The sequence below is a fragment of the Kocuria sp. genome, assembly GCF_030530945.1.
Taxonomy (GTDB): domain Bacteria; phylum Actinomycetota; class Actinomycetes; order Actinomycetales; family Micrococcaceae; genus Kocuria.
Genome location: NZ_JAUMTZ010000010.1, coordinates 66,757 through 91,937 on the forward strand (window position 1 = coordinate 66,757; position 25,181 = coordinate 91,937).

Consider the following 25,181-nt stretch of genomic DNA (forward strand, 5'->3'; position numbering starts at 1 on the left):
GCGGCGGGTCCCTCCGGGGGAGCGCGGTCCGTGCCCGGCCCGGCGATGGCGCCGGACGTACTGACGTGCACGGAAGCAACGGGATACTCCCTTGTCCGGGACACACTCTACCGGAGACGCGGCGGGGCGGCGCAGCAGCGGGCCACGGTGCTCAGCAGTCGGCGGGGACGCGAGAGGCCCCCGGTCTGCGACCGGGGGCCTCTCGGAGGGACGGAGCGGGTCAGTTGTTGTCCATGGCCGCGAGCCGCCGCTCCCGCAGACCGTGGGCGCGCTCGAGCAGGTCGTGGTAGCGGGCCTCGGACTCGATGAGCTCGTCCTTGTACTTGGCCTTCACACCCGGCAGCTGGTCCCGGTACTTCTTCATCTTTTCTGCCGCTTTGGTCCGCTCCTCGAGGGGTGCGGACTCGGGAAGGCTGAGGTAGCGCTCGGACCAGTCCCGCGCGCCGTTGATGACGCGCACCGCACGCCCCTTGGGGCTGTACAGCGATGCCAGGACGGTGAGCACCAGGACACCGAGGATGACGGCGAGGGAGAACCCGGTGGTCACCTCCACCACGTGCACGGGCTGACCGTCGTTGACGAACGGCAGGGTGTTCTCGTGCAGGGCGTGCAGGATGAGCTTCACCCCGATGAAGCCCAGGATGATGGCCAGGCCCCACGAGAGGTAGATGAGCCGGTCCAGCAGACCGTCGATCAGGAAGTACAGCTGGCGCAGCCCCATCAGGGAGAACGCCGTGGCGGTGAAGACGATGTACGTCTCCTGGGTCAGCCCGAAGATCGCGGGGATGGAGTCCAGGGCGAACATGATGTCCGTGAGCCCGATGGCCACCATGACCAGCAGCATGGGGGTCATCACCCGCTTGCCGTCGATCTCCGTGAACAGCTTGTCCCCGTCGTACTCGTCCGTGGTCTTCAGGAAGCGCTTGGCCAGACGCACCATGACGTTGTTGGCCTCGTCGTCCTCGTCCTTGTCCGTGATCTCACCCTTCACCAGGTTGCCCGCGGTGTAGATGAGGAAGAGGCCGAACACGTAGAACAGCGCCGCCCACCGGTTGATGGCCGCGGCGCCCACGAAGATGAACAGGGTGCGGGCGAACAGCGCCACCACGATGCCGAAGAGCAGCACCTTCTGCTGGTCCGCGCGGGGAACCTTGAAGGAGGCCATGATGATGAGGAACACGAACAGGTTGTCCACGGAGAGCGCCTGCTCGGTCACGAAGCCGGCGTAGTACTCGGCGGCGAACCCGGGCCCGTCCCAGAAGAGGATGAGCAGCCCGAACAGCAGGGCCAGCGTCACGTACAGACCCGTCCACAGCGCAGCCTCCTTGACGCTGGGCTCGTGGGGCTTGCGGGCATGGAAGATGAAGTCGTAGAGCAGCAGGCCCACGATCACCGCAATGGTCAGTCCCCATTGCAGTCCGGATATTTCCACGGGTACCCCTTCGGCGTGAGTGTGGCAGGGAACAACCCGGGACCGGGCCGCACGAGAGTGTCATTCTACCCGGAGCGGGCCACCCGCCCGGAGCGGTTCCTCACGCGTGACCGGCATCCTTCATGCGTCGCAGCTCCTTCTTCAGGTCCGCGATCTCGTCGCGCAGCCGCCCGGCCAGCTCGAACTTCAGCTCCGCGGCGGCGTTGCGCATCTGCTCGCTGAGGTCCCCGATCAGCTGCACCAGGTCCTCGGCGGGCGCCGCCGCCACACCGTCCCGCAGCAGCTTGGCCTCGGCCGCCGCGGCGTCGCCGTCCTTCGCGGCACCCTTGGCCTTGCCGGGGGCCACCGGGGCGGTGTGGTTGTTGGCGGCGGAGCGCTGGGCCAGCAGGGTCTTGGTGTCCTCGTCCTCGCGAGCCAGCTGGTCGGTGATGTCCGCGATCTTCTTGCGCAGGGGCTGCGGGTCCACCCCGTGCTCCTTGTTGTACGCCACCTGGATCTCCCGGCGACGGTTGGTCTCCTCGATGGCCACGTTCATGGAGTTGGTGATCTTGTCCGCGTACATGTGCACCTCGCCCGAGACGTTGCGGGCGGCGCGGCCGATGGTCTGGATCAGCGAGGTGGTGGAGCGCAGGAAGCCTTCCTTGTCCGCGTCCAGGATGGCCACCAGGGAGACCTCCGGCAGGTCCAGGCCCTCGCGCAGCAGGTTGATGCCCACCAGGACGTCGAAGGTGCCCATCCGCAGGTCCCGCAGCAGCTCCACGCGCTTGAGGGTGTCCACGTCCGAGTGCAGGTACTGGACCCGCACCCCGTGCTCCATGAGGTACTCGGTGAGGTCCTCCGCCATGCGCTTGGTGAGGGTGGTGACCAGCACGCGCTCGTTGCGCTCCACGCGCGTCTCGATCTGCTCCAGGAGGTCGTCGATCTGGCCCTTGGTGGGTTTCACGATCACCTGGGGGTCCACCAGCCCGGTGGGGCGGATGATCTGCTCCACCACGGAGTCCACCTTGGACATCTCGTACGGCCCCGGGGTGGCGGACATGAACATGGTCTGCCCGATCCGCTCCAGGAACTCCCCCCACTTCAGGGGTCGGTTGTCCATGGCCGAGGGCAGCCGGAAGCCGTGGTCCACCAGGGTGCGCTTGCGGGACATGTCCCCCTCGTACATGCCGCCGATCTGGGGCACGGTCACGTGGGACTCGTCCACGATGAGCAGGAAGTCGTCCGGGAAGTAGTCCAGCAGACAGTGCGGGGCGGAGCCCCGGGGGCGGCCGTCGATGTGCAACGAGTAGTTCTCGATCCCGTTGCAGTAGCCCATCTGCTCCATCATCTCGAGGTCGTATGTGGTGCGCATGCGCAGCCGCTGGGCCTCGACGAGCTTGTTCTGGGACTCCAGCTCCTGCAGCCGCTCCTGCAGCTCCTGCTGGATGGACTCGATGGCCTTGGCCATCCGCTCCGCGCCGGCCACGTAGTGGGAGGCGGGGAACACGTACATCTCCTGCTCCTCGTTGATGATCTCCCCGGTGAGCGGGTGCAGGGTGTAGATGGCCTCGATCTCGTCCCCGAAGAACTCGATGCGCAGGGCCATCTCCTCGTACATGGGGATGATCTCCACGGTGTCCCCGCGCACGCGGAAGGTGCCGCGGTGGAAGTCCACGTCGTTGCGCACGTACTGCATGTTCACGAACTGGCGCAGCAGGGCGTCCCGGTCCATCTCCTGGCCCACCGTCAGGGTGACCATCTGCTTGACGTACTCCTCCGGGGTGCCCAGGCCGTAGATGCAGGACACGGTGGAGACCACCACGGTGTCCCGGCGGGTGAGCAGCGCGTTGGTGGCCGAGTGCCGCAGCCGCTCCACCTCCTCGTTGACGGAGGAGTCCTTCTCGATGAACGTGTCCGTCTGCGGGACGTACGCCTCGGGCTGGTAGTAGTCGTAGTAGGAGACGAAGTACTCCACGGCGTTGTTCGGCAGCAGCTCGCGCAGCTCGTTGGCCAGCTGCGCGGCCAGCGTCTTGTTCTGCACCATCAGCAGGGTGGGGCGCTGGACGGCCTCGATCAGCCACGCCGCGGTGGCGGACTTGCCGGTGCCGGTGGCGCCCATGAGCACCACGTCCTTCTCGCCGCCCTGGATGCGTTCGGTCAGCTCCGCAATGGCCTTGGGCTGGTCACCGGCGGGCTGGAACTCGGAGACGACCTCGAACGGGGCGACCACACGGTTGATCTTCTGGGCGAGCGACATGGCCCCAGATTACGCGGGCCCTCCGACACGGAGGACGCCGCCGCGTGGTCTCGTGCGCCACGGTTCAGGTGGTCTCCGCCTCCCACCACCGCCGCACCTGGTGCTCGAGGTCCTCGGGGGTCCCGGAGTTGTCGAGGACGGTGGTGGCCACGGCACGACGCTGCTCGTCGGAGGCCTGGGCGGCGATGCGGCGTCGTGCGTCCTGGGGGTCCATGCCGCGGTCCTCGACCATGCGCCGCACCCGCTCCGCCTCGGGGGCCTCGACCACCAGCACGCGGTCCATGTCCGCGTGCTGCCCGGTCTCCACGAGCAGGGGGATGTCCTGCACGAGCACTCCCCCGGGCGGGACCGCGGCGGCACGCCGGGCCGCCTCGGCACGCACGAGCGGGTGCATGATCCCGTTGAGCTCCGACAGCCGGGCCTGGTCCCCGAAGACGATCGAGCCCAGGGCCGCCCGGTCCAGGCGCCCCGTGGCGGGGTCCAGAACATCCCGCCCGAAGTGCTCCACGATGGCGGCGTGCCCCGCCGCGCCCGGCTCCTGCAGCTCGCGGGCGATCGCGTCCGCGTCCACCACCACGGCTCCCAGGCCGGTGAGGCACCGGGAGACCGTGGACTTCCCGGACGCGATGCCGCCGGTGAGACCGACCCGCAGGACGTCGGTGTGTCCGGGTCGGAGGAAGGGTTCCGTCATGGTGGGGGCCTTTCGTGGGATGGCGCCGGGGATCGGTGACAGCTCCGATCATGGCAGATGCGTCCCGCCCGGGTGCCCGCCCCTGCGCCACGGCAGACGGGGAGCCTCCCTAGACTGTGCGGATGACCGCCGATGAGACCGCCCCCGCTCCCCCGGACCCCACCGCCTCCTACACGGTGCTGCGCGGCGGGCAGCACACCGCCGAGGTGGAGATCCGGAAGTCCCGGTTCCTGGCGGTGCTCACGCGCGTGGAGACGGAGGAGCAGGCGCGCAAGGCCGTGACTGAGGTGCGCGATGCCCACCGGGACGCCCGGCACCACTGCTCCGCGTTCGTGCTGGGCCCCTCGCGCGAGGTCACACGTTCCTCGGACGACGGCGAGCCCTCCGGCACCGCGGGCATGCCCATGCTGCAGGCCCTGCTGCAGTTCGCCACCCCGACCCAGCGCGCCGCCGAACGGCCCGGGGACCTCTCGGACGTGTGCGCCGTGGTCGTGCGCTGGTTCGGCGGGGTGAAGCTCGGTGCGGGCGGGCTGGTGCGCGCCTACTCCGGGGTGGTGGCGGACGCCCTGGACAGCGCCCCGCTGACCCGCCGCGCCCGCTGCCGCCCCCTCACGCTCACGGCGCCCCACGCGGACGCGGGGCGCGTGGAGGCCGAGATCCGCGCCCAGGGCTTCACCGTCCTGCCCACCGAGTACGACGCCGCCGGTGCGCTCCTGCGGGTCCTGGTCCCCGATCTGCCCGCCCAGCTCGACGCCGCCTGCCACGCCCTGGCCGGCATCACCTCCGGAACCGCGCGGGTGAGCACCGGGGACGTGAGCTGGCACGACGTGCCGCAGGACTGAGACATCCCGCGGGGCCGACCTCTGAGGGGCCACCACCTCGGGAGCCTGGGCACGCAGAAGGCCCCGCACCCTCAAGGGGTGCGGGGCCTTCTGCGTGGGCCGATCTCCTCAGAGGAGAACGTCACCGTTCACGCGGCGCGACTCAGTGACCGGTGAGCTTCTCGCGCAGGGCCGCGAGGGCCTCGTCGGACGCGAGCGTCCCGGAGTCCGTGGCCGGAGCCTCGGAGGAGTAGCTCGTGGGACCGGAGGAGTGGTTCGACGACGCCGGGGAGGACGAGGACGAAGAGGAGGAAGAGGACGTGGTGGCCGCCTCCTGGTCGTCCTGGATGTGCTTGCGCACCTGCTCCTTGTGGGCCTCCCAGCGGGACTGGGCCTGAGCGTACTGCTCCTCCCACGCCGCGCGCTGCTCGTCGTAGCCTTCGATCCACTCGTTGGTCTCGGGATCGAAGCCCTCGGGGTACTTGTAGTTGCCCTGGTCGTCGTACTCGGCGGCCATGCCGTACTGGGCGGGATCGAACTCGGTGGAGTCCGGGTCCACACCCTCGTTGGCCTGCTTCAGGGACAGCGAGATGCGGCGGCGCTCCAGGTCGATGTCGATGACCTTGACGAACAGCTCCTCGTTGACGGAGACGACCTGCTCGGCCATGTCCACGTGGCGCTGGGCCAGCTCGGAGATGTGCACCAGGCCCTCGATGCCGTCCTCGACGCGCACGAACGCACCGAAGGGAACCAGCTTGGTGACCTTGCCCGGCACGACCTGACCCAGGGCGTGGGTGCGGGCGAAGAGCTGCCAGGGATCCTCCTGGGTGGCCTTCAGGGACAGGGACACGCGCTCGCGGTCCATGTCCACGTCCAGGACCTCCACGGTGACTTCCTGACCGACCTCGACGACCTCGGAGGGGTGGTCGATGTGCTTCCAGGACAGCTCGGAGACGTGCACCAGACCGTCCACGCCACCCAGGTCCACGAACGCACCGAAGTTGACGATGGAGGACACGGTGCCCGTGCGGACCTGGCCCTTCTGCAGCTGCTGCAGGAAGTTGGCGCGCACCTCGGACTGGGTCTGCTCGAGCCAGGCACGGCGGGACAGGACCACGTTGTTGCGGTTCTTGTCGAGCTCGATGATCTTGGCCTCGAGCTGCTGGCCGATGTACGGCGCGAGGTCGCGCACGCGGCGCATCTCCACGAGCGAGGCGGGCAGGAAGCCGCGCAGGCCGATGTCCAGGATGAGACCACCCTTGACGACCTCGATGACGGTACCGGTGACGACGCCGTCGTCCTCCTTGACCTTCTCGATGTCGCCCCAGGCGCGCTCGTACTGGGCGCGCTTCTTGGAGAGGATCAGGCGGCCTTCCTTGTCCTCCTTGGTGAGGACCAGAGCCTCCACCTCGTCACCCACGGCCACGACATCGTCAGGGTTGATGTCGTGCTTGATGGACAGCTCGCGCGAGGGGATGACACCTTCGGTCTTGTAGCCGATGTCCAGGAGGACCTCGTCGCGGTCGACCTTGACGACGGTGCCTTCCACGAGGTCGCCGTCGTTGAAGTACTTGATGGTTGCGTCGACAGCGGCGAGGAAGTCCTCTTCCGTTCCGATGTCGTTGACGGCAACCTGCGGGGTGGTGGTGGTCATGTAGTAGGGACTCCGATGGAATTGGTGTGATGGATTGTCACTCCCGGCTCCGCCCTGTGGGGCGTGCAGCGGCGGGAGGTCGAACTTCTTTGTGGGCGTGCGAAAACACGCACCCGACCAGTCTAGTGACCGGCCGGGGCGTGTTCAAGCGCGGGGCGCTCAGAACGGGGAGATGCAGTACGGGTCCGTGGGAGTGGTCATCAGCGCCTGGACGTCCCGGAGGGCGGCTTCGTCCCGCACCCGCAGCAGACCGGCGTCGTGCAGCGTGGAGGCCTTCACCGCGCCGAGGTACAGCGAGCCGAGGGAGTCCACGTTCAGCGCCACGTCCGCGCCGTCGGGCAGCTCGACCGCGGGCAGGGACTTGCCGGCCCGGTCGTCGTCGGTGCGGGGCCGGTCCCCCACGCGCTGGACCTCGACCCGCTCGCCGGTGGTGTCGAGGGTGTAGATCCCGTCCGCGAAGCCCATGGAGTCCACGACGGACAGCGTGATCCGGCGGTGGGCGGTGTAGTGCCGGGCGGTGAGCGCGGCCACCGGGTCCAGGACCCGCAGCCACACCCGCTCGTAGCGCCGCTGCACGGTGTAGGCGGACATGTCCACCATGCCCCACATCAACGGGTCCTCGATGGGGGCGCTCCTGTAGCGCACCTCCGTGACGAGGTCCAGGTTGCACAGGTACTCCCACAGGGCGATCCGCGCCTGCGGGCTCGGGGCCACGAGGTCCGCGACCTCCAGGGTGCCCTCGAAGCCCTGGGTGGGGACGAACTTGTAGCTGACGTAGCCGTCCGGGCGCCCCTGCTCGTCGTAGTGCACGGCGGTGCGGATGTCGCGCTCCGGCTCGCCGCGGTGCCAGTTCCAGTGTCCGGAGACAAGGTCCCACCACTTGACGGTGCGCGTGAGCGATCCCGCGGTGACGCGGTGGAAGCGGGCGAAGATCTCCGGCGCGAGCCGACCCACGGCGTCGTTGTCGGCCATCTCCACGGACCCCACGGTGGGGGCCTTCAGCTGCAGGCGGGTGTGGGCGTCCACCGTGACCTCGGCGTTGAAGGTGGCGGCGCCGAACCCGAAGCGACCGTAGATGGTGGCCTCGGAGGCCGTCAGCGCCGCGAGGGGGAATCCCGCACTGTGCGCCTCGGTGAGGTCCTCGGTCATCAGCCGCCGCAGCAGCCCGCGACGGGCGTGCGTGGGGCGCACTGTGACCTCCGAGATCAGCCACGCGGGAACACTGCGCCCCTCGCCCAGGGTCAGCTCGGAGTCCCACGAGCAGAACGTGGCCACGGGCCGTTCGGCGCCCAGCGCGGCCGGGGGCACCGGGTCCGCGGTGTAGACCGCGCGCAGCCGTGTGCCGGCCTCCCGCATGGAGACCAGGGCACGCGCGGTGGCCTCCTCCGTGGGCTGCGCGTCGTGGAAGCCCTGGGCCACGGCACGGTTCCACTGCACCGCCTCGGGGTTCTCCTCGGGCCCGCCGGGACCCACCATGAAGCGGCGCAGCAGGTAGTTGCCGCCGCGCGCGCTGTGGGTGCTCTCGTCGGTGTCGTGGTGCGGGGGCGTGCTCGTCATGGTGCTCCTCGTGGATCCGGGTGTTGTCGCGGCTCGTGCGCCGGGTCTGGTCAGTGGGCGGCCTGGTGCCACGTGCGCCCCGTTCCCACGTTCACGTCCAGCGGCACCGTCAGCTCTGCGGCGCCCGCCATCTGCGTGCGCAGGATCTCCTCCACGGCCGCGCTCTCGCCGGGGGCCACCTCCACGATCAGTTCGTCGTGGACCTGCAGCAGCACCCGGGAGCGCAGCTGCCCGTCCCGCAGGGCACGGTCCACGCCGATCATCGCCTTCTTGATGATGTCCGCGGCGGAGCCCTGGATGGGGGCGTTCAGGGCCATCCGCTCGGCCGCCTGACGGGCCTGGCGGTTCTCACTGGTGAGGTCCGGGAGGTAGCGGCGGCGGCCGTCGATGGTCTCGGTGTAGCCCTTGGAGCGCGCCTCCTCCACGACACCCCGGAGGAAGTCCCGCACGCCGCCGAAGCGCTCGAAGTACCCGCTCATCATGGTGCGGGCCTCGTCCACGCCGATGTTCAGCTGCTGGGACAGCCCGTAGGAGCTCAGCCCGTAGACCAGTCCGTAGCTCATGGCCTTGACCTTGGAGCGCATCTGCGCGGTGACGTCCTCGGGAGCCACGTCGAACACGCGCGAGCCCACGAAGCGGTGCAGGTCCTCGCCGCCGCGGAACGCCTCGATCAGCCCCTCGTCCCCGGACAGGTGCGCCATGATGCGCATCTCGATCTGGGAGTAGTCCGCGGTCATGAGGCACTCGTAGGGGCCCTGGGCGTCCTCCCCCACCACGAACACGTCGCGGATGCGCTGGCCCTGCTCGGTGCGCACGGGGATGTTCTGCAGGTTGGGGCCCGTGGAGGAGAGCCTGCCGGTGGCCGCCACGGTCTGCTGGTAGGTGGTGTGCACCCGGCCGTCGTCGGCGATCGCGTCCCGCAGCCCGGCCACGATCTGCTTGAGCTTGGAGTACTCCCGCCAGTTCATCAGCGCCACGAGGAAGCGCGAGCCCGCGGTGTCCGGGGAGACCCGTCCCATCAGGTCGGTGACGGCCGCGGCGTCCGTGGTGTAGCCGGTCTTGGTCTTCTTGGTCTTGGGCAGCCCCAGCTCGTCGAACATCACGGCCTGCAGCTGCTTGGGCGAGCCCAGGTTGACCTCGTGGTCGATCTGCGCCTGTGCCTGCTCGAACGCCCGGTCGATGGGCTGCTGCAGGTCCTCGAACAGCCGGTCCACCCCCGCACGGTCCATGGCGATGCCCGCCGCCTCCATGCGGGCCAGGATCACCGCCAGGGGCATCTCCAGCTCGGTCAGCAGCGAGAGCTGGTGGTCGGCCTCGAGCAGCGCCCGCAGGTGCTCGCTGAGCGTGCGGCACGCCCCACCCAGTGTGGCCTCCCGGCACAGCACGGCATCGGGGACGCCGCCCAGGGCGGCCTCCTCCCCCAGGTCCAGCTCCGTCTGGCCGTGCGCCTCTGCGGCCGCGGTGTCGACGGCGGGGACCTCCACCTCAAGGTGCTGGGCGAGCTGGGCCTCCAGCTCGTAGGAGCGCAGGGCGGGGCGCAGCAGGTAGCCCGAGAGCTGGACGTCGTCCACCACCCCGGCCAGTGTGATGCCGCGCTGGATGAGTCCGTGGTAGAGGTCCTTGAGGCCGTCCACGATCTTGGGGGCCGCGGGATCCGCGAGCCACGCCGCGACCGCCTGCTCCACGGCCGGCTCCGCGGTCACGAGGTCCACGGCGGCGGCGGTCTCTCCCGTGAGCACGAGCGCGGTGACCTCCTCGCCCGAGGGAGCCTTGGGATCCGGGGACAGCCGCCGCACCACCACGGCGCCGCCCTCCTCCTGCGCGTCCCGCCACGCGGCGAACTCCGCCGCGGAGCCCACCCGGGTGACGTCCGTGACCGCGGGGACCACGGCGACGTCGTCCGCCGTGCCCTGGCCGCCGAAGGCCTCCAGCAGGCGCCCGCGCAGCTGGGAGCCGAACTCGAGCTCGTCGAAGACCTCCGTGACGCGCTCGGGATCCGCACGGGGCAGAACCGCGTCCGCGAGGTCGAGCTCCAGCGGCAGGTCCGTGACGAGCCGGTTGAGACGCCGGTTGCGGCGCACGAGGTCCGCGTTCTCACGCAGCGCCTCGCCCTTCTTGCCCGTGATCTTCCCCGCGTGCTCCAGCAGCGACTCGACGGGCCCGTACGCGGTGATCCACTTGGCGGCGAAGCCCGGGCCCACACCGGGGACGCCGGGGAGGTTGTCGGCGGTCTCGCCGGTGAGGGCCGCGAGGTCGGGGTAGTTCTGCGGGGCCACCCTGTACTTCTCGAAGACCGCGGCCGCGTCCATGCGCCGCAGGTCCGAGGGGGTGCGCCCGGGGTAGACCACCGTGACGTGGTCGGTGATCATCTGGAACGCGTCGCGGTCCCCGGAGAAGACGAGCACCTCGAAGTCCTCACCAGCGGCGGTGGTGGCGAGGGTGGCCAGGACGTCGTCCGCCTCGTGGCCCTCCAGGGTGACCACGGGCACGCCCAGCGCGTCCAGGATCCGCCGGATGTTGGGGACCTGCCCGTGGAACTCCTCCGGGGTCTCGTCCCGCCCGCCCTTGTACTCCCCGTACTCCTGGGAGCGCAGGGTGGGCCCCTCGAGGTCGAAGGAGACCACCAGGTGGGTGGGCCGCTCCTCGCGCACGAGCTTGACCATGGTGTTCACGAAGCCGTAGACACCCTCGGTGTGCACGCCCTCGGACGTGACGAAGCCCGGGCCGCCGCCGTACTCGGCGGCTCGGGAGAGCGCGAAGAAGGCGCGGAACGCCAGGGAGTGGCCGTCGATGAGCAGCAGCCGCTTCTCCGGCCGGGACACGGGCTCCGGCAGGGGCACCTGGCGCGGGGAGTCGGTCTTCTCGCCGATCGTCACCGTGCGGGTCTCGGGGGTGTCCGGGTGGGCCTGCTTGCTCGTCTCAGTCACGGAACCATCCTAGGGCCACCCTCGGACAGCCACCCCGGGCCCGGCTCAGGCCACCTGGCTGATGATCGCCTCCGCGACCTCGCGCATGGAGAGCCTGCGGTCCATGGAGGTCTTCTGGATCCAGCGGAACGCCTCGGGCTCGGAGAGGCCCATCTTGGTCTGCAGCAGGGACTTGGCCCGCTCCACGAGCTTGCGGGTGGCGAACTGCTCCTTCATGTCCGCCACCTCGTTCTCCAGCGCGCTGATCTCCTCGAACCGTGAGACCGCGATCTCGATGGCCGGCACCACGTCCTCCACCGTGAACGGCTTGACCACGTAGGCCATGGCGCCGGCTTCACGGGCCCGCTCCACGAGCTCGCGCTGGCTGAAGGCCGTGAGCAGGACAACGGGGGCGATGCGCTCCGCGGCGATCTGCTCGGCGGCGGTGATCCCGTCCATCACGGGCATCTTCACGTCCATGAGCACCAGGTCCGGGCGGTGCTCCGTGGCCAGGGCGACGGCGCGCTCACCGTTCTCCGCCTCGGCGAGCACCCGGTAGCCGGCCTCCTGGAGCATCTCCACGATGTCCATGCGGATCAGGGCCTCGTCCTCGGCGACCACCACGGTGCGCGGCTCCGCACCCGTGGCCGGAGCCTGCTCGGGGGACGGCTGGGTCCCGGCGGTCTCGGGGGTCTGGGGTGAATCCGTCACGGTCGCTCCTGGGTGCTCGGGCCTGCTCGCTGCTGTACGACGCCGCGTCCAACCACCGTGGCGACGCGCGCGCCGCGCGGAACGCGGCGCAGCACCGCGACCAGTGGGGACACCTTCTCCCAGCCTAGTCCCCTCCACCGGACCCGACGGCGCCCACGGGGGCGCACCGCCGGGGTGGCGGACGGGGGCTCATGTATGCTGTTACCCGCTGCCGGCAGGGTCCCCGGACCCCCACCGCCGGCACGGAATGCCCAAGTGGCGGAATTGGCAGACGCGCTGCACTCAAAATGCAGTATGGAGACATGTGTGGGTTCGAGTCCCACCTTGGGCACCGCGAAACGCCTCGTAGCAGTGCAGGAACGGCCCCGTTGACGCGGGGCCGTTTTTCGTGGGCGCACTCCCCCGGCTTTGCCGCCCTTCCCGCCACGGGGGGCGTCCCAGAGCGCGAACGGCGGTCACGGGACCCGACCACCACGATGTCCGTCCGCCACTGGGCTCGGAGACGACGACGGCGCACGGTGCGCGATCCTGCGATCCGCACCGTGCGCCGTGGTCCGCTCAGGCCCGAGCGCTCACCGTGCCAGCGGCGTTCGAGCCGTGAACGGCTCGCGCCCGGTCCCGTCCGGCCGAGGGGTCAGATGCCCCAGGGACGCACGCCCTCGCGCTGCTCGGGCTCGGGAGCCTCCCCCGCGTCCTGGAGGTCGCCCACGCGGTGGACCTTCACCAGGTTGGTGGAGCCGGCGTGGCCGGGGGGCGAGCCGGCGCAGATCACGACCATGTCCTCGGTGTCCGCGAGGTGGTGCTCCAGCAGGTAGTGGTCCACCTGCCGGGTCATCTCGTCGGTGTGCTCCACGCTGTCCACGCGGATGGGCTGCACGCCCCACAGCAGCTGCAGCCACGCCTGGACGCTCTCCTCCGGGGTGAACGCGAGGATGGGACGCTCCGGGCGCAGTCGGGAGAGCCGGCGCGCGGTGTCACCGGACTGGGTGAACGTGCAGATGTAGCCCACGTCCAGCTGCCGGGCGATCGTCACGGCCGCGCGGGTCACCGCACCGCCGCGCGTGCGGGGCTCGGTTCCCAGCGGAGGCATCCGGTCCATGCCCTCGGTCTCGGTGGCCTCGATGATCCGGGCCATGGTCTCGAGGGTCTTGATCGGGTACTTGCCCACGGAGGTCTCGCCGGAGAGCATCACGGCGTCCGCGCCGTCGAGCACGGCGTTCGTGGGGCGGGGGTTGTCGATCATGGACTCGAGCACCTGCGTGGCCACGATCACGGGCTTGGCCCACCGGCGGGCCAGCTCGATCGCGCGCTTCTGCACGATCGGGACCTGCTCCAGCGGCAGCTCCACGCCCAGGTCCCCGCGGGCGACCATGATGCCGTCGAAGGCGTCGATGATCTCGGAGAGGGCCTCGACAGCCTGCGGCTTCTCGATCTTGGCGATCACCGGGATCCGGCGACCCTCCTCGTCCATGATCTCGTGCACGCGGGTGATGTCCTTGGCGTCACGTACGAAGGACAGGGCGATGATGTCTACGCCGCGCCGCAGGGCCCAGCGCAGGTCCGCCTCGTCCTTGTCGCTCAGGGCGGGCACGTTCACGGCCACGCCGGGCAGGTTGATGCCCTTGTGGTCGGAGACGGGACCGGGCACCACGACCTCGGTGGTCACGGTGGTGTCGGTGACGTCGGTGGCGCGCAGGGCCACCTTGCCGTCGTCGATCAGCAGCGGGTCGCCGACCTTCACGTCACCGGGCAGGCCCTTGTGGGTGGTGGAGGAGATCTCCCGGTTGCCCAGGACGTCCTCCGTGGTGATCTTGAAGGTGTCCCCCACCTCCAGGTTGTACGGAGCGTTCTCGAAGGAGCCGAGACGGATCTTGGGCCCCTGGAGGTCGGCGAGGATGGCCAGGGTGGCGTTGAGCTCCTTGCTGGCCCGCCGCAGGTTCTCGTACGAGGCGTTCTGTTCGTCGTGGTCGCCGTGGCTCATGTTCAGACGAGCCACGTTCAGACCGGCCTGGATCGCCTTGGTGACGTTCTCGTAGGACGAGATGGCGGGGCCGATGGTGGCCACGATCTTCGCTCGACGCATGTGGAGACTCCCTTTCAGAGAACGGATGGTTGTCGCACACGGAAGAAGCGGCCGGGCCGCCCAGCTCGATGCTGAATGGCCGCGGCCGCTCCGCCGATGTCACTCCCACCCTAGCAATCCGGGCCCCGGATGGGTATGAGCCGGCTGAACCGGCGGTGGCTCCTTGCTCACACCACCGCCGGTCGACGCTCCGTCACGGCCTGCCCACCCGGGGCTGGTGGCCGGGGCAGGGGTGGAGGCCCTGGGGGCTAGAGGCTGAGGTCGATGGCCCGGTCCGAAGGGGCCACCGGCTCCGGCAGCCGGGTCTGGCCCGTGAGGTGGCGCTCCACGTGCGCGGCGCAGGCGCGCCCCTCCGCGATGGCCCACACCACCAGGGACTGCCCGCGCCCCGCGTCACCGCACGAGAACACGCCGTCCACCGCCGTCATGTAGGACTCGTCGCGCGCCACGTTGTCCCGGGCGTCCAGCGCCACGGGCAGCTGCTCCGTGAGCTCACCGGACTCGTTGCCGGTGAAGCCCAGCGCCAGGAACACCAGGTCAGCGGGCAGCACCTTCTCGGTCCCCGGGCGCGGCACCCGCGTGCCGTCCTCCCGGTGCTCGGTCTCGGCCACGCGCAGCCCGGTGAGCCGCCCGTCCGCCGTGCCCACGAACTCCACGGTGGTCGCCAGGTACGTGCGCTCACCACCCTCCTCGTGGGACGTGGAGACCTCGAAGACCCGCGGCATCATGGGCCAGGGCTCGGCGTCCGAACGGTCCAGCGGCGGCTTGCGCCCGATGGCCAGCGAGGTCACCGACGCCGCCCCCTGCCGCAGGGCCGTGCCGATGCAGTCCGAGCCGGTGTCGCCGCCGCCCAGCACGATCACGTTCTTGCCACGGGCGTCGATGGGATCGGGGACCTCCTCCCCCGCGACCGCGCGGTTGGAGCGCACCAGGTAGTCCATGGCGTAGTGCACCCCGTCCAGCTCGCGGCCGGGGATGGGCAGGTCCCGGGGGCGGGTGGCACCGGTGGCCACGACCACGGCGTCGTAGCGCCGCCGCAGCACGTCCCACGTGATGTCCCGTCCGATCTCCACGCCCGGACGGAACTTGGTGCCCTCCTGGCGCATGACGTCCAGGCGCCGCTCCAGCACGGACTTCTCCAGCTTGAAGTCCGGGATGCCGTAGCGCAGCAGGCCGCCGATGCGGTTGTCGCGCTCGTACACCGCCACCGTGAACCCCGCCTGCGTGAGCTGCTGGGCCGCGGCGAGGCCCGCCGGCCCGGAGCCCACCACGGCCACGGTCTTGCCCACGAGACGCTGCGGCACGTACGGCTTGACCAGGTTGTCCTCGAAGGCCTTCTCGCCGATCGCGTACTCCACCTGCTTGATGGTCACGGGCGGCTGGTTGATGCCCAGCACGCACGAGGACTCGCACGGCGCGGGGCACACGCGCCCGGTGAACTCCGGGAAGTTGTTGGTGGCGTGCATGCGCTCGGAGGCCTCGTCCCAGCGGTCCCGCCACACGAGGTCGTTCCACTCGGGGATGAGGTTGCCCAGCGGGCAGCCCTGGTGGCAGAACGGCACGCCGCAGTCCATGCACCGCCCGGCCTGCTCGTGCAGCACGCCGGCCTCCTGGCGCTGCTGCACCTCCTTCCAGTCCATCAGGCGCAGCGGAACGGGCCGCTTGGGACGGTCCGCACGCTCGCGGACCGTCAGGAAACCACGGGGATCAGCCACGGCTGGTCACCTCCAGAATCTTGTGCCAGGTGGCGTCGCCGTCGGGGTCCTGCCCCGAGGTCTCCGCCTCGTTGCGCAGTGCGAGCACCGCGGAGTAGTCCCGCGGCAGCACCTTGGTGAAACGTGTCATGCTCTGCTCCGGGTCCGCGAGCAGATCGGCGGCGAAGGCGGAACCGGTCTCCTCGCGGTGGCGCTTGAGCAGCTCGAGCAGCAGCTCACGGTCCTGTACGTCCACGTGGGACAGCTGCAGGTCCCCGCCCTCGCGGGCCTGGCGGTTCACGTGTGCTTCGTCGAGGTCCAGCACGTAGGCCACCCCGCCGGACATGCCGGCACCGAAGTTGCGCCCGGTCTCGCCCAGCACCACGGCCACGCCGCCGGTCATGTACTCGCAGCCGTGGTCGCCGATGCCCTCGACCACCGCGGTGGCCCCGGAGTTGCGGACCAGGAAGCGTTCGCCCACCACCCCGTTGAAGAACATCTCGCCGCTCGTGGCGCCGTAGCCGATCACGTTCCCGGCAATCACGTTCTCGTGCGCCTCGAAACCGGCCCCTCGCGGGGGTCGCACCACGATCCTGCCCCCGGACAGTCCCTTGCCGGTGTAGTCGTTGGCGTCACCCTCGAGCCGCAGGGTGATTCCCCGAGGGATGAACGCCCCGAGGGACTGCCCGGCCTCACCGGTGAGGGTCACGTCGATCGTGTCGTCCGGCAGCTCGCGCGTGCCGAGCGCGTTCGTCACGGTGTAGCCCAGCATGGTGCCCACGGCGCGGTCCGTGTTGACCACCCGCTCCTGGACCCGCACCGGCTCGCCGCGCTCGATCGCCGGCCCCGCGAGGGGGATGAGCCTGTTGTCGAAGTGCTTCTCCAGCTCGTGGTCCTGGGTGGTGGTGTTGCGCAGCCCGTCCGTCACACCCTCCGCGCGGAAGGACTCCAGCACGGGGCTCAGGTCCAGGCCCTTGGCCTTCCAGTGCTCCACCGCGTCCCGGGTGTGCAGCACCTCGGCGTGGCCCACGGCCTCCTCAACGCTGCGGAAGCCCAGCTCGGCGAGGTACTCCCGCACCTCCTGGGCGATGAACTCGAAGAAGTTCACCACGTGCTCGGCCTTGCCCGTGAAGCGGCTGCGCAGCTCCGGGTTCTGGGTGGCCACCCCCACCGGGCAGGTGTCCAGGTGGCACTTGCGCATCATGATGCAGCCCTCCACCACGAGCGGAGCCGTGGCGAAGCCGAACTCCTCCGCGCCCAGCAGCGCGGCGACGACGACGTCCCGGCCGGTCTTGAGCTGGCCGTCCGCCTGCACCACCACGCGCTCCCGCAGCCCGTTCAGCCGCAGCGTCTGCTGCGTCTCCGCGAGCCCCAGCTCCCACGGCATGCCCGCGTGCTTGAGCGAGTTCAGGGGAGCCGCGCCCGTGCCGCCGTCGTGGCCGGAGACCAGCACGACGTCGGCCTTGGCCTTGGTCACGCCCGCCGCCACGGTGCCGATCCCCCGCTCCGAGACGAGCTTCACGTGCACCCGTGCCCTGGGGTTGGAGCGCTTGAGGTCGTAGATCAGCTGCGCGAGGTCCTCGATGGAGTAGATGTCGTGGTGCGGCGGCGGGGAGATCAGCGAGACCCCGGGGGTCGAGTGCCGGGTGCGGGCGATCCACGGGTAGACCTTCCGCGCCATGAGCTGACCGCCCTCGCCGGGCTTGGCACCCTGGGCCATCTTGATCTGCAGGTCGTCCGCCGAGGCCAGGTACAGGCTGGTCACGCCGAAGCGGCCCGAGGCCACCTGCTTGATGGCGGAGCGGCGCTCGGGGTCCACGAGGCGCTCCACGTCCTCCCCGCCCTCGCCCGTGTTGGACTTCCCGCCCAGCCGGTTCATGGCGATCGCCAGCGTCTCGTGGGCCTCCATGGAGATGGAGCCGTAGCTCATGGCGCCGGTGGAGAAACGCTTGACGATCTCGCTGACCGGCTCGACCTCCGCGATGTCCACCGGATCCCGGGTGGAGCGGAAGCTCATGAGCCCGCGCAGGGACGCGATCTCCTTCGCCTGGTCGTCCACCCGCGAGGTGTAGGACTTGAAGATGTCGTAGCGGCCGGTGCGGGTGGCGTGCTGCAGCCGGAACACCGTGTGCGGGTCGAAGAGGTGGCGGGGTCCCTCGCGGCGCCAGTCGTACTCCCCGCCGGTCGCGAGGTCACGGTGGGGCTCGGTCACCCCGTCCTCGGGGTACGCGAGCCGGTGGCGGGCCTGCGTCTCGGCGGCGATCACGTCCAGTCCCACGCCCTCGATCTGGGTGCGGGTGCCCGCGAAGTAGTCCGCCACGAGCTCGCTGGACAGCCCGAGCGCCTCGAAGGTCTGGGCGCCGCAGTAGGACTGCACCGTGGAGATGCCCATCTTGGACATGATCTTCTGCACACCCTTGCCGAGCGCCTTGAGGAGGTTCGCCACGGCCTGCTCCTCGCTGAGACCGCTCAGGTCCCCGCGGCGCACCAGCTCCTCCGCGGACTCCATGGCCAGGTAGGGGTTCACGGCCGAGGCACCGTAGCCCAGCAGCAGGGCCACGTGGTGGACCTCGCGCACGTCCCCGGACTCCACGATCAGCGCCACCCTGGTGCGCGTGGCGGAGCGCAGCAGGTGGTGGTGCACGGCGGAGGTCAGCAGCAGCGACGGAATGGGCGCCCACGCCCCGTTGGAGTCGCGGTCCGAGATGATGACGAACTGCACCCCCCGGTTCACGGCCGCCGAGACCTTCTCGCAGATCTCCGCGATCCGGGTCCTCAGGGACTGCGCCCCGTCCACCGGGCGGTAGAGCCCGCGCACGCGCAGACTCAGCGGGGCGCCGTCGTCGTCGTCCAGGTGCAGGAACTGGTCCAGCTGGTCGTTGTCGATCACCGGGAAGTCCAGCTGGATCTGACGGGTGCGGGTCTGGCGGGTGGAGAGGATGTTGCCCATGGGACCCACGCCCCCGGCCATGGAGGTGACGAGCTCCTCGCGGATGGCGTCCAGCGGCGGGTTGGTCACCTGGGCGAAGGACTGCACGAAGTAGTCGAACAGCAGCCGCGAGCGGTTGGAGAGCACGGCCACGGGAGTGTCCGTGCCCATGGCGTAGATGGGTTCCGCACCGGCCGCCGCCATGGGGCCGATGATCATCTTCAGCTCTTCCTCGGTGTACCCGAAGGTCTTCTGCCGCAGCCGGATGGACTGCGGCGGGTGGGTCATGTGCTCACGCTCGGGCAGCTCGCTGATCGGGCGCACGGAGTCCCGGACCCAGTCCTGCCAGGGCTTCGCTGCGGCGAGCTCGGCCTTGATCTCGGAGTCGGGCACGATCCGGCCCGCCTCGGTGTCCACGAGGAACATGGTCCCCGGGGCCACGCGGCCCTTGCGCACCACGGTGCGCTCCCCCACGTCCACCACTCCCACCTCGGACGCGAAGATCACGAGGCCGTCGTCGGTCTGCCAGAACCGGCCGGGGCGCAGCCCGTTGCGGTCCAGCACCGAGCCCACGCGCACGCCGTCCGTGAAGGACACGCACGCGGGCCCGTCCCACGGCTCCATGAGGGTCGCGTGGTACTGGTAGAACGCCTTCAGCCGAGGGTCCATGCTCTCGTGGTTCTCCCAGGCCTCCGGGATGAGCATGAGCATGGTCTCGGTGACGGGCCGGCCGGCCAGCTGCAGCAGCTCCGCGACCTCGTCCAGGGACTGCGAGTCGGAGGCGCCCTCCGAGCAGATGGGGAACAGGTCCTCCGGCTGGCGTCCCAGCACCGCCCCGGACATGGACGACTGCCGGGCGCGCATCCAGTTGCGGTTGCCCACCACCGTGTTGATCTCCCCGTTGTGGGCGAGCGTGCGCATGGGCTGCGCGAGCGGCCACGAGGGGAACGTGTTGGTGGAGAACCGGGAGTGCACCACCGCGAGCTTCGTCTCGAAGCGCGGGTCGGACAGGTCCGGGTAGAACGGCTCGAGCTGGGCGGTGGTCAGCATGCCCTTGTACACGATCGTGCGGGAGGAGAACGAGGGGAAGTACACCCCGAACTTGTTCTGCGCCCGCTTGCGCACGCGGAACGCCTTCTGGTCCAGCTCCAGCTGGGCGGCCACGGGGTCGTAGGACGTCGCGTCGCGCGCGAACAGGGACGCCGCCCGCTCGTTGTGGCCGCTGTCCGACACGAAGAACTGCACGAAGGTGGGCATGACCGCGCGCGCGGACGCCCCCACGGCGTCGTCGACCACTGGGACCTCGCGCCAGCCCAGGACCGTGAGCTGCTCCATGCGGGCGAGGTCCTCGAGGGCGCGCTTGAGGTCCTCCAGGTGCCGGGCGCCCGTGGGCATGAAGGCGGTGCCCACCACGTACGCGCCCTGTGGCGGGAGGTGGAAGTCCACGGTCTCCCGCAGGAAGCGGTCCGGGATCTGCGTGAGGATGCCGGCGCCGTCGCCGGTGCCCTCGTCACCGCCCACCGCACCGCGGTGCTCGAGGTTGCGCAGGGCGGTGAGCGCCGCGTCCACGATGTCGTGGCTGGCCACGCCGTCCAGGGTGGCCACGACGGCCAGGCCGCAGGCGTCCTTCTCGTCCTCGGGGTGGTACAGGCCCTGCTCCTCGGGAACCGCGGAGAACTGCTCGAACGGCGACGCCGCGGCCTCGTCCCCGCGCGACGGCGCCGCGCCCGGTCCGCCGGGCTCGGCAGGGTGGGAGTTGGGTGTCCGGGATTGTTGCTGGCTCATGGAAAGAGCTCCTCACCAAGGGGTGGCCAGGTCTGGTGCGTCGACGAGACCCGGGAGCACTCGGTGGGGTGCGCGGCGGGCGTCGTGGGATCCGTGTGACGCGTGTGTCCGCCCCGTTGCGGAATGGGTGCGGCCTGTAACGGGCCGCGGATCGGACCGGCGGAGCCAGGAGGGTGAGCGGCTCCAGCACGGTGCGTTCAGCAATTTATCACGTGCAGCGGATCACACCCGTTCGCCCGCCCTCCCTGCGGTCACACCGGGTCACGCGGGCGCGCCCGGATTCCCGCGGGCGTGACGACCGCGCAGCGCGAAGAGCACGGCGCCCGCGAGGACGATCAGCAGGGCGGTCCACACGTGCACGCGCACCCCCCACACCAGCTGCGCGGTGTCGGCGCGCAGGAACAGCTCGATCATGAGCCTCCCGAACCCGTAGTACATCATGTACACGGTGAACAGCCGCCCGGGGGCCAGCCGCCGGTGGCGGTCCAGCAGCAGCAGGAGCACCACGCCCAGCAGGTTCCACAGGCACTCGTAGAGGAACGTGGGGTGGAACAGGGCGTCCGCGGGCAGACCCGCTGGGAAGTTCGGGGAGGCCGGTGAGATCTCCAGCCCCCACGGCAGGGTGGTGGGGCGCCCGAACAGCTCCTGGTTGAACCAGTTCCCCCACCGCCCCACGGCCTGGGCCAGCAGGAGCCCGGGGGCCACCGCGTCCGCGAACACCGACAGCGGCAACCCGTTCCTGCGGGACACGAGCCACGCGGCGCCGGCGCCGAACAGCACCGCGCCCATGATCCCGATGCCGCCCTCCCAGATCCGCAGCACCGCCCAGGGGTCGGCACCCGGACCGAAGTACGCCCGCGGGTCCGTGATGAGCACGTGGTACAGCCGCGCGCCCACGATGCCGGAGACCACCGCCCAGAAGACGATGTCCCACAGCACGTCGGGGTCCTGCCCGCGCCGCCTCCAGCGCCGTGCGGTGAGCCAGATGCCCAGGCCCATCCCGGCGAGGATGCACAGCGCGTAGAAGTGGATGGTGAGGAACCCCAGGTGGATGCTGCTGACCTGCGGGGACGGGATGGCCGCGGGCAGCGCCAGCGGCATCAGGCGCGCCCCGCGAGCTGCGCCGCGAGGCGGCCGACGGCCTCCGGGCCGCCCTCGCCGAGGGCGCACACCAGGGCGGTGCCCACGATCACGCCGTCCGCGTACTCGCCGATCTCCAGGACGTGCTCGCGGGTGGAGACGCCCAGACCCACGCACACGCGCGGGGCACCGGCGGCCCGGGCGCGGGCCACGACGTCCTCGGCCAGGGAGGAGACCCGGTCGCGGGCACCGGTGACGCCCATGACGGAGACCGCGTACACGAACCCGGAGGACGCGTTCACGGTCATGTCCATGCGCTCCCTGGTGCTGGACGGGGCCACCAGGAAGATCCGGTCCAGGCCGTGGCGCTCGGAGGCGGCGAACCACTCACCGGCCTCGTCCGGGATGAGGTCCGGGGTGATGATCCCCGCTCCCCCGGCCTCGGCCAGGCTGCGGGCGAACTCGTCCACCCCGGCCTGCAGCACCGGGTTCCAGTACGTCATGACCACGGGGACGGCGTCCGTCTGCTCCGCGACCGCGCGCACCACGGTGAACACGTCCGCCACCCGGAAGCCGCGGGCCAGCGCCTCGGCGGTCGCGGCCTGGATCACGGGCCCATCCATCACGGGGTCCGAGTACGGGATGCCGATCTCGATGACGTCCGCGCCGTTGCGGCCCAGGGCCACGGCGGCGGCCACGGAGTCCTCGACCGTGGGGTAGCCCGCGGGCAGGTAGCCCACGAGTGCGGGGCGCCCCTCCGCGCGGCACTGCTCGATACGGCGGGACAGGGCGGAGTCCTCGGAACGGGAGAGGTCCCGGGGGACGATCCGCTCGGTCAGGCTTCCGCCGGTGTGCTGTGCTCCGGTGGTGCTCACAGTTTCTCGCCCTTCTGCGCCATGCGCTCCTCGTGGCTGTCGTCCGGCAGCATGTCGAACCACTCCGCGGCGGTGGCCACGTCCTTGTCGCCGCGCCCGGACAGGGACACCACGATGATCTTCTCCGCCGCGGCCTCCGGCCCGAGCTCCTCGACCCACCGGGAGGCGACCTCGCGGGCACCGGCCAGGGCGTGGGCGGACTCGATGGCGGGGATGATCCCCTCGGTGCGGCACAGCAGGCGGAACGCGTCCATGGCCTGCTCGTCCGTGACCGCCTCGTACTTCACGCGGCCGATGGAGTGCAGGTAGGAGTGCTCGGGACCCACCGCCGGGTAGTCCAGACCCGCGGAGATGGAGTGGGACTCCACCGTCTGCCCGTCCGTGTCCTGCATGAGGAACGTCTTCGCGCCGTGGAGCACGCCCGGGCGCCCCAGGGAGATGGTGGCCGCGTGGCGGCCGGTGGACACGCCGTCGCCCCCGGCCTCGTTGCCGTAGAGCTCCACGGAGGCGTCGTCCAGGAAGCCGTGGAAGATGCCGATGGCGTTGGAGCCGCCGCCCACGCACGCGGTCACGGCATCCGGCAGCCTGCCGGTCTGCTCTAGGATCTGCGCGCGGGCCTCCTCACCGATCTGCTCGTGGAAGTAGCGGACCATCGCCGGGAACGGGTGCGGTCCGGCGGCGGTGCCCAGCAGGTAGTGGGTGGTGTCCACGGACGCCACCCAGTCCCGCAGGGCCTCGTTGATGGCGTCCTTGAGGGTGCGGGAGCCGTTCTTCACGGCCACCACCTCCGCACCCAGCAACTGCATGCGCGCCACGTTCAGCGCCTGCCGCCTCGTGTCCTCCTCGCCCATGTAGATGCAGCACTCCATGCCGAACAGCGCGGCCGCGGTGGCCGTGGCCACGCCGTGCTGGCCCGCGCCCGTCTCGGCGATCAGGCGGGTCTTGCCCATCCGCCGTGCGAGCAGCGCCTGGCCCAGCACGTTGTTGATCTTGTGGGAACCCGTGTGGTTGAGGTCCTCGCGCTTGAGGAAGATCCGCACTCCCAGCTCGGCACCGAAGCGCCCGGTCTCGGTGAGCAACGAGGGACGCCCGGAGTACTCCCGGGAGAGCGTCTTGAACTCTTCCAGGAACTGCTCGTCCGTCCGGGCCTTCTCGAAGGTCTCGGTGAGCTCGTCCAGGGCCGCCACGAGGGACTCGGGCATCCAGCGGCCCCCGAAGTCCCCGAAGTACGGGCCCGGGGCGTGGCGCAGGGACTCGTCCCCGACGGCCGGCTCCCCGCCGTCCGCCGCCTGCTGCGCGGCGTACTCGGCCTGCGCGGCCGGCGGGGTGGCGCCGGCGAGGAACTCCCCGCGCGCCAGGGCCCCGACCTCGCGGAACCGGGAGATGCGCTGGGAGGGGTCCTCGGCGGTCACCAGGGCCTCCCCGGCCAGCACCGCGTTCGCGCCGTGGCCCGCGTACAGGCGGATCTGGTCCTCCCCGGCCACCCCGGACTCGGCCACGAGCACGGCCTCCCGGGGAAGCCGCGGTGCCAGGCGCCCGAAGGTGTGGACGTCCACGTCCAGTGTCTTCAGGTTGCGCGTGTTCACGCCGATGATGCGGGCACCCGCCGCCACCGCGCGGTCGATCTCCGCCTCGGTGTGGGTCTCCACGAGGGCGTGCATGCCCAGGTGGTGGGTGAGCTGGAGCAGGTGGGCGAGCTGGGCGTCGTCGAGCGCCGCCACGATGAGCAGCACGAGGTCCGCGCCGTGCGCCCGGGCCTCCCACACCTGGTACTCGTCCACCACGAAGTCCTTGCGCAGCACGGGGATCCCCACCGCACCGCGCACGGCGTCGAGGTCCTCGAGCGAGCCCCCGAAGCGGCGCCGCTCCGTGAGCACGGAGATGGCCGAGGCGCCACCGCGCTCGTAGGACGCGGCCAGGGCCGCGGGGTCGGTGATCTGCGCGAGGGCGCCCTTGGAGGGACTGGAGCGCTTGACCTCCGCGATGACCTGCACCGAGGTGGGGTCCGAGCCCCGCAGCGCGGCCTCGGCGTCCAGCGCCGGGCCCTGCGCGGCGGCGGCGCGCTGCAGCTGCGGCAGGCCCACCCGGGCCCTGCGCTCCTCGAGGTCCTCCCGCACCCCCTCGATGATCTGCTCCAGCACGGTGCCGGTGTCCTGCTGCGTCATGCGAATCCCTCGTCCGTTCACTCGTGCCGGGCCGGGGCGCCCGCCACACTGATGCTGATGACCAGCCCCTCGGAGGGAGGAACTGGTCATCGTGGTCTGCCGTGGGCCCGCGCCGCGGGCCGCGGGTCAGTGGGCGGCGGTCTTGGACCCGCCCTTGCCGTAGCCCATGGCCTTGAGCACGGCGCCCACGATCATGCCCACCACGATGAAGCCGATGCCCACCACGGTGACGGGCACGGAGGCGTTGAGGAAGCCGACGCAGCCCACGATGACGCCCACGGTCATCACGGCCACGCAGGCCCAGGCGGCCACGGTGTTGCCGTGGCCCACCGCTGCGGTGTGGTCCAGGACGATCTGATCGGTGTTCGACATGCGTGTCCACTCTCCCGTGCCGGTCGCGCCGGCGGCTCGTGCTGTGCGGTTCCCGCGTGCGCGGCGGGTCCCGGGTCTTCTCCGGACCCATTGTGCCACTACCGGGGCGCGCCGCGGTTCCGTGTCCACGTTCCGCCCCGCGCGTCTCATCGGTTCCGGGTGGGGTCCTCGCCGCGGGTGAGCGCGTCCC

15 protein-coding genes and 1 tRNA gene are annotated in these 25,181 nt (G+C 70.7%); 2 read left to right on the forward strand and 14 right to left on the reverse strand.

Annotated features, from left to right (window positions below; translation table 11 throughout):
• Nucleotides 1–220: 220 nt before the first annotated feature.
• The 3 genes from Q4A22_RS09440 to coaE form a co-directional block, all read right to left on the reverse strand.
• Entirely contained in the window at nucleotides 221–1,432 is a 1,212-nt protein-coding gene (locus Q4A22_RS09440) for a TerC family protein (RefSeq protein ID WP_303178903.1), read from the reverse strand.
• A 100-nt stretch (nucleotides 1,433–1,532) separates the two neighbouring features.
• Nucleotides 1,533–3,668, reverse strand: a complete 2,136-nt coding sequence (uvrB, locus tag Q4A22_RS09445; RefSeq protein WP_303178905.1) for an excinuclease ABC subunit UvrB — start codon at nucleotides 3,666–3,668, stop codon at nucleotides 1,533–1,535.
• A 64-nt stretch (nucleotides 3,669–3,732) separates the two neighbouring features.
• Nucleotides 3,733–4,359 carry a dephospho-CoA kinase gene (coaE, locus tag Q4A22_RS09450; protein ID WP_303178907.1) on the reverse strand — a complete coding sequence of 209 codons (627 nt, stop codon included), beginning with the start codon at nucleotides 4,357–4,359 and terminating at the stop codon, nucleotides 3,733–3,735.
• 122 nt (nucleotides 4,360–4,481) lie between these two features.
• On the opposite strand from coaE, the gene Q4A22_RS09455 reads away from it, so the two are divergent.
• Nucleotides 4,482–5,201: a YigZ family protein gene (locus Q4A22_RS09455; RefSeq protein WP_303178909.1), complete on the forward strand. Its 720-nt coding sequence runs from the start codon at nucleotides 4,482–4,484 to the stop codon at nucleotides 5,199–5,201.
• A 142-nt stretch (nucleotides 5,202–5,343) separates the two neighbouring features.
• Here the strand turns inward: Q4A22_RS09455 and rpsA are convergent, their stop codons facing one another.
• From rpsA to Q4A22_RS09475, 4 genes are all read right to left on the reverse strand, one after another.
• Nucleotides 5,344–6,834, reverse strand: a complete 1,491-nt coding sequence (rpsA, locus tag Q4A22_RS09460; RefSeq protein ID WP_303178911.1) for a 30S ribosomal protein S1 — start codon at nucleotides 6,832–6,834, stop codon at nucleotides 5,344–5,346.
• 159 nt (nucleotides 6,835–6,993) lie between these two features.
• Entirely contained in the window at nucleotides 6,994–8,391 is a 1,398-nt protein-coding gene (locus Q4A22_RS09465) for a GNAT family N-acetyltransferase (RefSeq protein ID WP_303178914.1), read from the reverse strand.
• A 50-nt stretch (nucleotides 8,392–8,441) separates the two neighbouring features.
• Nucleotides 8,442–11,318, reverse strand: a complete 2,877-nt coding sequence (polA, locus tag Q4A22_RS09470; protein ID WP_303178915.1) for a DNA polymerase I — start codon at nucleotides 11,316–11,318, stop codon at nucleotides 8,442–8,444.
• Nucleotides 11,319–11,363: 45 nt separating this feature from the next.
• Nucleotides 11,364–11,921, reverse strand: coding sequence for an ANTAR domain-containing response regulator (locus Q4A22_RS09475; protein ID WP_303178935.1), 558 nt, complete (start codon nucleotides 11,919–11,921; stop codon nucleotides 11,364–11,366).
• A 336-nt stretch (nucleotides 11,922–12,257) separates the two neighbouring features.
• On the opposite strand from Q4A22_RS09475, the gene Q4A22_RS09480 reads away from it, so the two are divergent.
• A tRNA-Leu gene (locus Q4A22_RS09480) sits at nucleotides 12,258–12,339 on the forward strand.
• Nucleotides 12,340–12,642: 303 nt separating this feature from the next.
• Here the strand turns inward: Q4A22_RS09480 and pyk are convergent.
• The 7 genes from pyk to Q4A22_RS09515 form a co-directional block, all read right to left on the reverse strand.
• Nucleotides 12,643–14,091: a pyruvate kinase gene (pyk, locus tag Q4A22_RS09485; RefSeq protein ID WP_303178917.1), complete on the reverse strand. Its 1,449-nt coding sequence runs from the start codon at nucleotides 14,089–14,091 to the stop codon at nucleotides 12,643–12,645.
• Nucleotides 14,092–14,339: 248 nt separating this feature from the next.
• Complete coding sequence (locus Q4A22_RS09490; RefSeq protein ID WP_303178919.1) at nucleotides 14,340–15,806, reverse strand: glutamate synthase subunit beta; 1,467 nt, start codon at nucleotides 15,804–15,806, stop codon at nucleotides 14,340–14,342.
• Nucleotides 15,799–20,499 carry a glutamate synthase large subunit gene (gene gltB / locus Q4A22_RS09495; protein ID WP_303178921.1) on the reverse strand — a complete coding sequence of 1,567 codons (4,701 nt, stop codon included), beginning with the start codon at nucleotides 20,497–20,499 and terminating at the stop codon, nucleotides 15,799–15,801. Before gltB ends, Q4A22_RS09490 begins: the two co-directional genes overlap by 8 nt.
• A 261-nt stretch (nucleotides 20,500–20,760) precedes the next feature.
• The gene (gene lgt, locus Q4A22_RS09500; protein WP_303178923.1) at nucleotides 20,761–21,600 is read right to left on the reverse strand and encodes a prolipoprotein diacylglyceryl transferase; all 840 of its coding nucleotides are present in this window, start codon (nucleotides 21,598–21,600) and stop codon (nucleotides 20,761–20,763) included.
• Nucleotides 21,600–22,406, reverse strand: coding sequence for a tryptophan synthase subunit alpha (gene trpA / locus Q4A22_RS09505; RefSeq protein ID WP_303178937.1), 807 nt, complete (start codon nucleotides 22,404–22,406; stop codon nucleotides 21,600–21,602). Before trpA ends, lgt begins: the two co-directional genes overlap by 1 nt.
• A gap of 44 nt (nucleotides 22,407–22,450) precedes the next feature.
• Nucleotides 22,451–24,709 carry a bifunctional phosphoribosylanthranilate isomerase/tryptophan synthase subunit beta gene (locus tag Q4A22_RS09510; RefSeq protein WP_368410628.1) on the reverse strand — a complete coding sequence of 753 codons (2,259 nt, stop codon included), beginning with the start codon at nucleotides 24,707–24,709 and terminating at the stop codon, nucleotides 22,451–22,453.
• Nucleotides 24,710–24,745: 36 nt separating this feature from the next.
• Entirely contained in the window at nucleotides 24,746–24,991 is a 246-nt protein-coding gene (locus Q4A22_RS09515; protein ID WP_303178927.1) for an HGxxPAAW family protein, read from the reverse strand.
• Between the last annotated feature and the right edge of the window lie 190 nt (nucleotides 24,992–25,181).